This is a genomic window from Haemophilus sp. C1, assembly GCF_001276515.1.
Classification (GTDB): Bacteria; Pseudomonadota; Gammaproteobacteria; order Enterobacterales; family Pasteurellaceae; genus Haemophilus.
The window spans coordinates 53,996-62,477 of record NZ_LDVZ01000012.1; the positions used below are offsets into that span (position 1 = coordinate 53,996).

Here is an 8,482-nt window from a genome sequence, read left to right on the forward strand (position 1 = left end):
AATGTGACCTAAGGCACAGATTTAAAAAATAACTATTGCAACTTCACAAAATCTGTATACAATAACAGTTATCTGTATTTAAAAACAGGAGTGTATATGAGACCATTAACAGCACGCCAACAAGAAGTGTTGGATTTATTAAAACGTCATTTAGAAACAACAGGCATGCCACCAACACGAGCCGAAATCTCTCGAGAGTTAGGCTTTAAATCACCCAATGCGGCAGAAGAACATTTAAAAGCGCTTTCACGCAAAGGTGCGATTGAAATTATTCCAGGCGCATCTCGCGGTATCCGCATTTTAGACAATAGCGCAAATGAAGAATTTGATGGTTTACCACTTGTGGGGCGCGTAGCGGCTGGAGAACCGATTCTTGCAGAACAACATATCGAAGCAACTTATCGCGTAGATGCTGATATGTTTAAGCCACAAGCAAATTTCTTACTAAAAGTTTATGGTCAATCCATGAAAGACATTGGTATCTTAGATGGTGATTTATTAGCTGTACATAGCACCAAGGATGTACGTAATGGACAAATTGTCGTTGCCCGTATTGAAGATGAAGTGACGGTAAAACGCCTTGAGAAAAAAGGTTCTATCATTTATCTACACGCAGAAAATGAAGAATTTGATCCAATCGTGGTAAATCTTGAAGAACAAGAAAACTTTGAGATTGAAGGCATTGCCGTAGGGATCATTCGCAATAATGCTTGGATGTAATCTGAGTAAATCAGCGAATAAAGTGCGGTAAAAATTTCCTGTGTTTTACCGCACTTTTCTTAATCTAAAATTCTGAATTTGCCATTCTTTTTACCGCTCTCTATAATGCAATCAATCTTGAATTTAAATAAAGGATGGAAAAATGCAGTTTTCCAAAATGCACGGATTAGGCAACGATTTTGTTGTGGTTGACGGTGTTACTCAAAATGTTTTTTTTACGTCAGAAACCATTCAACGCTTAGCTGATCGCCACCGTGGAATTGGTTTTGATCAGCTTTTGCTTGTTGAGCCACCTTATGATCCTGAACTCGATTTTCATTATCGTATTTTCAATGCCGATGGAAGTGAAGTTTCGCAATGCGGAAATGGTGCCCGCTGTTTTGCTCGTTTTGTGACATTAAAAGGATTGACTAACAAAAAAGACATCGCGGTTAGCACGCAAAAAGGCAATATGGTTCTAACGGTAAAAGACGATAACCAAATTCGTGTGAATATGGGCGAACCTATTTGGGAGCCAGCAAAAATTCCATTTACCGCAAATAAATTCGAGAAAAATTACATCCTACGCACAGACATTCAAACCGTCTTATGTGGTGCCGTTTCAATGGGAAATCCTCATTGTGTTGTACAAGTAGATAATATTCAAACAGCAAATGTTGAACAACTTGGTCCTTTGCTAGAAAGCCACGAACGCTTTCCCGAACGTGTCAATGCTGGTTTTATGCAAATCATCAATAAAGAGCATATTAAACTTAGAGTTTATGAACGTGGTGCTGGAGAAACCCAAGCCTGTGGAAGCGGAGCTTGTGCAGCTGTTGCAGTTGGAATTATGCAAGGTTTATTGAACAATCGAGTTCAAGTCGATTTGCCAGGCGGTTCATTAATCATTGAATGGAATGGCGTTGGTCATCCACTTTATATGACAGGCGAAGCGACCCATGTATATGACGGTTTTATAACCCTTTAATCTTCTTATCCCCATCAAATTATTAAAGATGGGGATTTTATTTCCTATTCACGCAAACGTTTTCGTTTTAGTGTTTTTCCTTTATAATAGCCCGCGATTTTTACCTCAAACACAACTCAAAGGTACCCGTATGTTTCAAACTTTTCGTGGCTCTCCCGCCCTTTCTGAATTCCGTATTCAAGGCTTAATGCAAAAATTCCAACAAAATCAATTACCGGTGAAATCGGTTTATGCGGAATATTTGCATTTTGTGGAATTAAATCGACCGCTTGTTAGCGAGCAGGAAGCAAAATTAAAAGCGTTGTTACATTACGGTCCAACTTTGGCAGAACACGATGCCAAAGGCGAAACCTTTATCGTGATTCCACGTGTCGGTACTATTTCTTCTTGGTCTTCTAAAGCGACGGATATTGCGCATAACTGTGGTTTAAATGAAGTGGAGCGTATTGAGCGTGGTTTGGCGTATTATTTTGAGTTAAGCCAACCGCTTGATGAAAAAACAACTGAAAAATTGACCGCACTTTTACATGACCGAATGATGGAAACCGTGGTGCGCAACCCGCAAGATGCTGAGATTTTATTCCGTCATCAAGATCCGAAACCGTTTAAAACCGTGGATATTTTGAAAGGTGGACGTGAAGCATTGGTGACAGCCAACGTAGAATTAGGCTTAGCACTGGCAGAAGATGAAATTGATTATTTGGTGGAAAACTTCACCCAATTAGGGCGCAATCCGCACGATATTGAACTTTATATGTTCGCGCAAGCCAACTCTGAGCACTGCCGTCATAAAATCTTTAATGCGGATTGGATTATCGACGGCAAAAAACAGGATAAATCCCTGTTTAAAATGATTAAAAATACCTTTGAGAAAACCCCTGATTTCGTGCTTTCAGCCTATAAAGATAATGCTGCGGTAATGGAAGGCTCAAAAGTCGGCCGTTTCTTTGCGGATCAAGATGGGCAATATCGCTATCACAATGAAGATGCACATATCTTAATGAAAGTGGAAACCCACAACCACCCAACCGCAATTTCGCCATTCCCAGGTGCCGCAACAGGTTCAGGCGGTGAAATTCGTGATGAGGGTGCAACGGGTCGTGGCGCAAAACCAAAAGCAGGTTTAACTGGTTTCTCCGTATCAAACCTTATCATTCCAAACTTTGAACAACCTTGGGAAAATCCACTTTCCAAACCAAACCGTATTGCTTCAGCCTTAGATATTATGATTGAAGGCCCATTAGGTGGCGCGGCATTTAACAACGAGTTTGGTCGCCCTGCGTTATTAGGTTATTTCCGTACCTATGAAGAGAAAGTTAATAGCTTCAATGGTGAAGAAGTGCGAGGTTATCACAAGCCGATTATGTTAGCGGGCGGTATCGGTAATATTCGTGGCGAACACGTTCAAAAAGGCGAAATTCCAGTCGGTGCGAAATTGATCGTATTAGGTGGCCCAGCAATGAACATCGGTTTAGGCGGTGGGGCAGCGTCTTCTATGGACAGTGGTAAATCAAAAGAAGACTTAGATTTTGCCTCTGTTCAACGTGAAAACCCAGAAATGGAACGCCGTTGCCAAGAGGTGATTGACCGTTGCTGGCAATTAGGCGATGAAAACCCAATTCTCTTTATCCACGATGTGGGCGCGGGTGGTTTATCAAACGCGATGCCTGAATTGGTGCACGATGGTGAACGTGGCGGTAAATTTGACTTACGTTCCATCCTTTGCGATGAAAAAGGCATGTCGCCATTAGAAATTTGGTGTAATGAATCGCAAGAACGTTATGTCTTAGCGGTTGCGCCAGAAAAACTCGAATTATTTACCGCACTTTGTGAACGTGAGCGTGCGCCATTTGCGGTCATTGGTGAGGCAACGGAAGAGAAACATTTAACCTTGCACGATAGCCATTTCAACAATAATCCGATCGATTTGCCAATGAATGTGTTATTGGGAAAAACCCCGAAAATGACGCGTGAGGTTTCGTCAAAAACAGTCGAAAATCGACCGCTTGCAACAGAAAATATTCAATTAAAAGAAGCGTTCCATCGCGTCTTACGCTTACCGGTGGTGGCAGAAAAAACCTTCTTAATCACTATTGGCGACCGTTCGGTAACCGGCATGGTGGCGCGAGATCAAATGGTAGGTCCGTGGCAAATACCGGTGTCTGATGTGGCCGTCACAACTGCATCATTAGACAGCTATCACGGTGAAGCCATGGCAATGGGTGAACGTGCACCCGTGGCATTATTAGACTTTGGTGCTTCTGCACGTTTAGCGGTGGCTGAATCCATTACTAACATTGCGGGAACCAACATTGGTGATATTAAACGCATCAAACTGTCTGCAAACTGGATGTCTGCAGCGGGTCATGGTGGTGAAGATGCCGGGTTATATGAAGCCGTAAAAGCGGTGGGTGAAAAACTTTGCCCGGCATTAGGCATTACCATTCCAGTGGGTAAAGACTCCATGTCGATGAAAACTACTTGGGAAGAAAATGGCGAGAAAAAATCGGTTACAGCTCCGCTTTCTTTAGTGATTTCATCCTTTGCTCGCGTGGAAGATGTCCGCAAAACCGTGACACCTCAATTACGCACAGACAAAGGCGCAAGCCGTTTATTGTTGATTGATTTAGGCGAAAGAAAAAATCGCTTAGGCGCGACCGCACTTGCGCAAGTGTATAAACAATTAGGTGATAAACCAGCCGATGTCGTAAATGTGACTAAACTGAAACACTTCTTCGATGCAATGCAAGCATTGGTGGCAGAGCGTAAATTATTGGCTTACCACGACCGTTCAGACGGTGGTTTAATTACCACCCTTGCAGAAATGGCATTTGCGGGTAACTGTGGCGTGGATGTGGATATTTCTGCATTAGGCGACAATGATTTATCCGTGTTATTCAATGAAGAATTAGGTGCAGTGATCCAAGTATCAGAAAGTGAATTAAGCGCCGTGCGTGAGGTATTAAAAGCCCATGACTTGCTTGGTTTAACTTATGAACTTGGTTCTGTAAACTCAGAAGATCGTTTTGAAATCACGCGTGGTAGCAAAAAACTATTAAGTGAAAAACGCTCTGAATTACGCAGCATTTGGGCAGAACTCACTCACCAAATGCAACGTTTACGCGATAACCCAGAATGTGCCGACCAAGAATTTGAAGCGAAAAAAGCCACAGACAACAAAGGTTTATCCGCACATCTAACTTATGATGTGAATGAAGATATTGCAGCACCTTACATCAGCAAAGGTGTGAAACCGAAAGTGGCAGTATTACGTGAACAAGGCGTAAACAGCCACGTTGAAATGGCAGCGGCTTTTGACCGTGCAGGCTTTGCCGCGATTGATGTTCACATGAGCGATTTAATGACGGGTCGTTACAATTTAAATAACTTCAATGCGATGGTGGCCTGTGGTGGCTTCTCTTACGGTGACGTATTAGGCGCAGGTGGCGGCTGGGCAAAATCCATTTTATTTAACCCACAATTACGCGAGCAATTCAGCCAATTCTTCGCCAATGAAAACACCCTTTCATTAGGTGTATGTAACGGCTGTCAATTTATCTCCACCCTTGCGGAAATCATTCCTGGTGCAGAAAATTGGCCACGTTTCGTGCGTAATAAATCAGAACGTTTTGAAGCCCGTGCCGCGATGGTGAAAATTAACGACACCAACTCATTGTGGTTTAAAGACATGGCAGGCTCACATATGCCGATTGCCGTTTCTCACGGTGAAGGTCGCGTAGAATTCAAAACACCTGAAAATTTGACCGCACTTCAAGCCCAAAACTTGATTGTGGCGCAATACATCGACAACAACCTCAACCCGACAGAAGTGTACCCGGCGAACCCGAACGGCTCTGCCCTCGGCATCACTGCGCTTTCCAACACCAACGGCCGCGTTGCCATCATGATGCCACACCCGGAACGCGTTTTCCGCACCATGAGCAACTCATGGCATCCGGAAGAGTGGGGAGAAGATGGGGCTTGGATGCGGCTGTTTAGGAATGCGAGGGTGGTTTTGGGGTAGTTTAATTCATTTTTAGAATGGAGATGCTTATGCCTGTGAGCAAGAATAAAAGAAAAAAAGCTAAGTTTAAAAGTGGTAAAAACAGAACATCTATATTGGAACATAAAAAAATTGGTAAGGAGCTTCAACCTCCTTTTAACCAGTCTGTAGTTAGAGAAAAAATGGTTTTCTCCTCATGGCTAAACGAAATGCTTCCTGAAGTTTTATGGATTGCAATTATTAGAACGTCTAATACTCAAGAAGATGCAATTATTGAATTTAGACGGATTATAACATTTGTTAAAAAATATCAGGAAAAATCTAAGTTTAATGGAGTATGTTTCTCAGCTATTGCTAGTCTAGATGAAAAATTTAGGTCAGCTTTTATTGCTTGTTTAGTTTCAAATCCCAAGACTGCCTCAGCATTATCATCATTAAGACTAATTGATGGTTTGCCTGGGATGGAGTTTTGGGATAAGTACTTGCCTCAACTTGAAGATGATACATCAGCCTTAGATATATTAATGAGAGCGATTGGTTTATGTATTGATCATCAATCTCAGGAATCAACAGATTGTCGGTGGCTAATCGTAATGCTATATATTGCAAGCGGGAAATTTGCGTTACCTTATGAAATGCTAGAAGAATATGTACATTATCCAAATAAGGGAGACCAGAGAAAAGTTCGCCCATCAATTCGAGCTTGTGAAATGGCTCTTCGAGCGTCACTGAATTCTCAAAAGGATTTCAATTGGGCAGAGAAGTTTTTTCAAGAGTTTTGGAGAAAGTCTCCTTGTTTTGAATTAATAAAACATAAAAATGATATAAGTAGCACTGTTAATTTAGATGATATTAACAAGCTGGAAAATAAATTAAAGCTTCATTGGAAAAATACTCATATTACAACAGCTATAGATGCTAAACATGACTCTGTTTTTGGAATTGCCTTCTATTCCTTATCTATACTAAAAGAAATTATATCATCCAGTACAACAATTCTTTGTCGATTAGGGTTAAGGAGTATTTTAGAACTAAGAATAACCTTGAAATATATGTATTCTCAGAATGATGAGACAATTTGGATGAAATGGCGTCAGTATGGAGCTGGACAAGCAAAGTTAAATGCTTTGCGCTTTGATGAGTTGCTAGATGCTCCTAAATTTATAGATATTTCTACTATTGAAACTATTTCAAATGAAGACACTTGGGATGAGTTTCTAAATATTAATTTGGGTAATTGGAATAGCTCAGATTTAAGAAAAATGAGTACTGAAGCAGGGATTAAAGATATTTATGATAAATACTATTCCTGGTCATCAGGATATGTTCATGGTTCTTGGGGAGCTATCAGAGAAGCTTGTTTTGAAACTTGTGGCAACCCATTGCATAGATTACATCGTTACCCTAGGTATAGACCTTTACCGACACCAGTCAATGATATTTGTTATTTATTTAATTGTATTTTAGATGATCTAGATATGATGTATCCTAAATTCGAGCATCGGTTAAATGTATCTTAATTTTCTATAATGGCATAGATTTTCTAATCTCCACGATAGCACGCGTCTCCTGACGCGTGCTTTTTTATGCTCTGAATTTTGGACATGCGTCGGGAGACGCGCGCCAGCACTATACCAGCAGTATAGAATGTGTCATCTTTGTTTATAGAAATTAACTTTGTTTTGTGATCTGAGTTCCAAGGTGAGAGCTTTATTATTGAATATCATTTGGTGCCAATTCTAAGGTGTGATGCAGATAAAAAGTGCGGTCGATTTTTTCTGAGTTTTTTAACCCGCTTTTCTGTATGTAACTGTTTGTTGCTAGCCCGCGCTGAAAATACGCGTTATTATTAAGGCACCCCCTATGATAGCGCAAGCGTCCACGCTTGTGCTTTTTTCATTTTAGTTACGGGCACAAGCGTGGACGCTTGCGCCATCGTAGTTCCATCTGTGATGCCATCGTAATCCAATCATAATGTCATCATAACTCAATAGCTTTTTGATTTTTTGCTTCAGTAATTTATTTTTTTGCGATCTTCTTCAAAAATCTGAGTTAAATTTAGAGTGAATTTAGTCATGTCTACTATTTTACTTATCGGAGAATTTTAGAAGGTAGGAAGATGAGTAGAAAGTATAAATTTAATGATAATAATAGCGTTTATTTTATTAGCTTTGCAACCGTATATTGGATTGATGTCTTTGTTCGTGATTGTTACTTTGAAACGATGATAAGTGCATTGAATTATTGTCGTGAAAATAAGGGGATGAAGATCTATGGTTACTGTATTATGCCAAGTCATGTACATTTATTATTTCAGATAGAAGAGAAAAATCCTTCTGATGTCATTCGAGATTTAAAAACATTTACCTCTAAAGCACTACTGAAACAAATTGCAGAAAATCCTCAAGAAAGCCGCAAAGAATAGCTACTATGGATGTTCCGGCGAGCAGCGAAAAAGTATAGTTATGTAAAGCAATACCAATTCTGGCAACATCACAACCAACCCATCGAAATTCATTCCGATAAATTTTTCAACGAAAAGCTAGACTATATTCATCAAAATCCGGTGGTGAGCGGGTTTGTGTCTGAGCCGCAGGATTGGAAATATAGCAGTGCGAAAAATTATTGGCAGGCGCTTGATCCTGTTTTAAATATTGATGTGCTTAGCTAAAAGTGCGGTCAAAAATCAAAACGTTTTTTCACCGCACTTTGATCCCCCCCCCAAAAAAAACCGGACACCTAATTTGAGGTGCAGATTATGTCCTACTCTTATCAATTTCGTTTGAAAATTA

At 40.5% G+C, this 8,482-nt stretch carries 6 protein-coding genes; all 6 read left to right on the top strand.

Annotation, left to right across the window (positions count from 1 at the left end; all coding sequences use genetic code 11):
* Positions 1-96 precede the first annotated feature (96 nt).
* The 6 genes from lexA (at position 97) to ABW51_RS10355 (ending at position 8,361) form a co-directional block, all read left to right on the top strand.
* Positions 97-720, top strand: coding sequence for a transcriptional repressor LexA (lexA, locus tag ABW51_RS06020; protein WP_053465986.1), 624 nt, complete (start codon positions 97-99; stop codon positions 718-720).
* Between the two features lie 142 nt (positions 721-862).
* Entirely contained in the window at positions 863-1,687 is an 825-nt protein-coding gene (gene dapF, locus ABW51_RS06025) for a diaminopimelate epimerase (RefSeq protein WP_053465987.1), read from the top strand.
* A gap of 130 nt (positions 1,688-1,817) precedes the next feature.
* Positions 1,818-5,711, top strand: a complete 3,894-nt coding sequence (gene purL, locus ABW51_RS06030) for a phosphoribosylformylglycinamidine synthase (protein WP_053465988.1) — start codon at positions 1,818-1,820, stop codon at positions 5,709-5,711.
* Between the two features lie 29 nt (positions 5,712-5,740).
* The gene (locus tag ABW51_RS06035) at positions 5,741-7,210 is read left to right on the top strand and encodes a DUF5677 domain-containing protein (RefSeq protein WP_053465989.1); all 1,470 of its coding nucleotides are present in this window, start codon (positions 5,741-5,743) and stop codon (positions 7,208-7,210) included.
* Positions 7,211-7,809: 599 nt separating this feature from the next.
* Complete coding sequence (locus ABW51_RS10350; protein WP_053465990.1) at positions 7,810-8,115, top strand: transposase; 306 nt, start codon at positions 7,810-7,812, stop codon at positions 8,113-8,115.
* 9 nt (positions 8,116-8,124) lie between these two features.
* Positions 8,125-8,361 carry a hypothetical protein gene (locus ABW51_RS10355; RefSeq protein WP_053465991.1) on the top strand — a complete coding sequence of 79 codons (237 nt, stop codon included), beginning with the start codon at positions 8,125-8,127 and terminating at the stop codon, positions 8,359-8,361.
* The last annotated feature ends 121 nt before the right edge of the window (positions 8,362-8,482 follow it).